Source organism: Brunnivagina elsteri CCALA 953 (genome assembly GCF_002289455.1).
GTDB classification, from domain to species: Bacteria; Cyanobacteriota; Cyanobacteriia; order Cyanobacteriales; family Nostocaceae; genus Brunnivagina; species Brunnivagina elsteri.
The window spans coordinates 1-1130 of the sequence record NZ_NTFS01000785.1 but is presented as its reverse complement, the minus strand read 5'-3'; the positions used below and the strand labels follow the sequence as shown (position 1 = coordinate 1130).

Below are 1130 nucleotides of genomic sequence, written 5' to 3'. Positions count from 1 at the left end.
ATTAATAGTGCAATTGTACCATGAATGCGATGCATCAAGGATGCCGCTTTGCGATCGCAACAAGAAAAATCTCAGTTATTAATCGGGGAATACGGCTCATGATGAACTATTAGCCGTTTTTAATGCCTGTAGTATAACTACGAATCAAAATGATAATTAAATTTTTATTATGGTGATTTTAGGCATCCCTCTTTAGGAAGATTTATTCAATTAGAAATTAAAACAGAAGAAAAATCATCAAAATTTTCCTTTTTAACTCTCAGCAGATAATATAATGTAATCATACTCGTTATGAGTACGGATTAATTTAAACAACCTTGGAACGAGAGAGAACATTCATACTATGGATTTAACAAACTCGAATACCGCCAAAAACTTAGATGCGGCTTTTGGTGGAGAATCGATGGCAAATCGGAAGTACCTATTTTTTGCGGAAGTGGTTCGCAAGTTGGGAATGGGAGAATTAGCGAAATTGTTCCGAGAAACAGCGAATCAGGAAACGGAACATGCATTTGCCCATTTTCGCTTGATGCATCCGGAATTGGTAGTAGAGGATGGAGTGTCAATAACCGCAGAAGAGAAGAAAGCGATCGCATCTCGGTGTTTAGAATTGGCGATTGCAGGTGAGACATACGAGTATATGACAATGTATCCTGAATTTGCTAAAGAAGCGCGTGCAGATCGGGATGGGAATGCGGTAATTGAATTTGAAGCACAGGAAGCGGAATCTCGCGAACATGCTCAGATTTTCCGCAAAGCTGCTAGTAATTTTGGGTTTTTAACGAGTATTGAAAATCATCACGCAAGTCAATATACTGAAGCTTTACAGGCTTTAGATGGAATTTCCGCAGCACCAAAAGCAAAAAGTGGAAATCCAGCGACACAAAAATGGATTTGTCGTCAATGTTCGATGATTTACGATCCAGTAGAAGGGGATATAGATTCGGGAATTGTGGCAGGAACACCTTTTGATGCAATTCCTGAAGATTGGAAATGTCCAATTTGTGGTGCCCAGAAGAAGATGTTTTTACCTTACGAAGAAGCAGCAGTAGCCTAGGCTGTTGACTTTGTGAGTTTTTAAGGAACTTTTATCATACAATAATAGTGTTGTATTTTTTCGAGGTAAAAGT

At 38.6% G+C, this 1130-nt stretch carries 1 protein-coding gene; it reads left to right on the top strand.

Annotated features, from left to right (window positions below; all coding sequences use genetic code 11):
* Positions 1 to 343 precede the first annotated feature (343 nt).
* Complete coding sequence (locus tag CK510_RS30665) at positions 344 to 1057, top strand: rubrerythrin family protein (protein ID WP_095725160.1); 714 nt, start codon at positions 344 to 346, stop codon at positions 1055 to 1057.
* The last annotated feature ends 73 nt before the right edge of the window (positions 1058 to 1130 follow it).

Coding starts and splice junctions, on each gene's coding strand:
- CK510_RS30665 (WP_095725160.1), top strand. CDS start 344: ATGGATTTAACAAACTCGAATACCGCCAAAAACTTAGATGCGGCTTTT.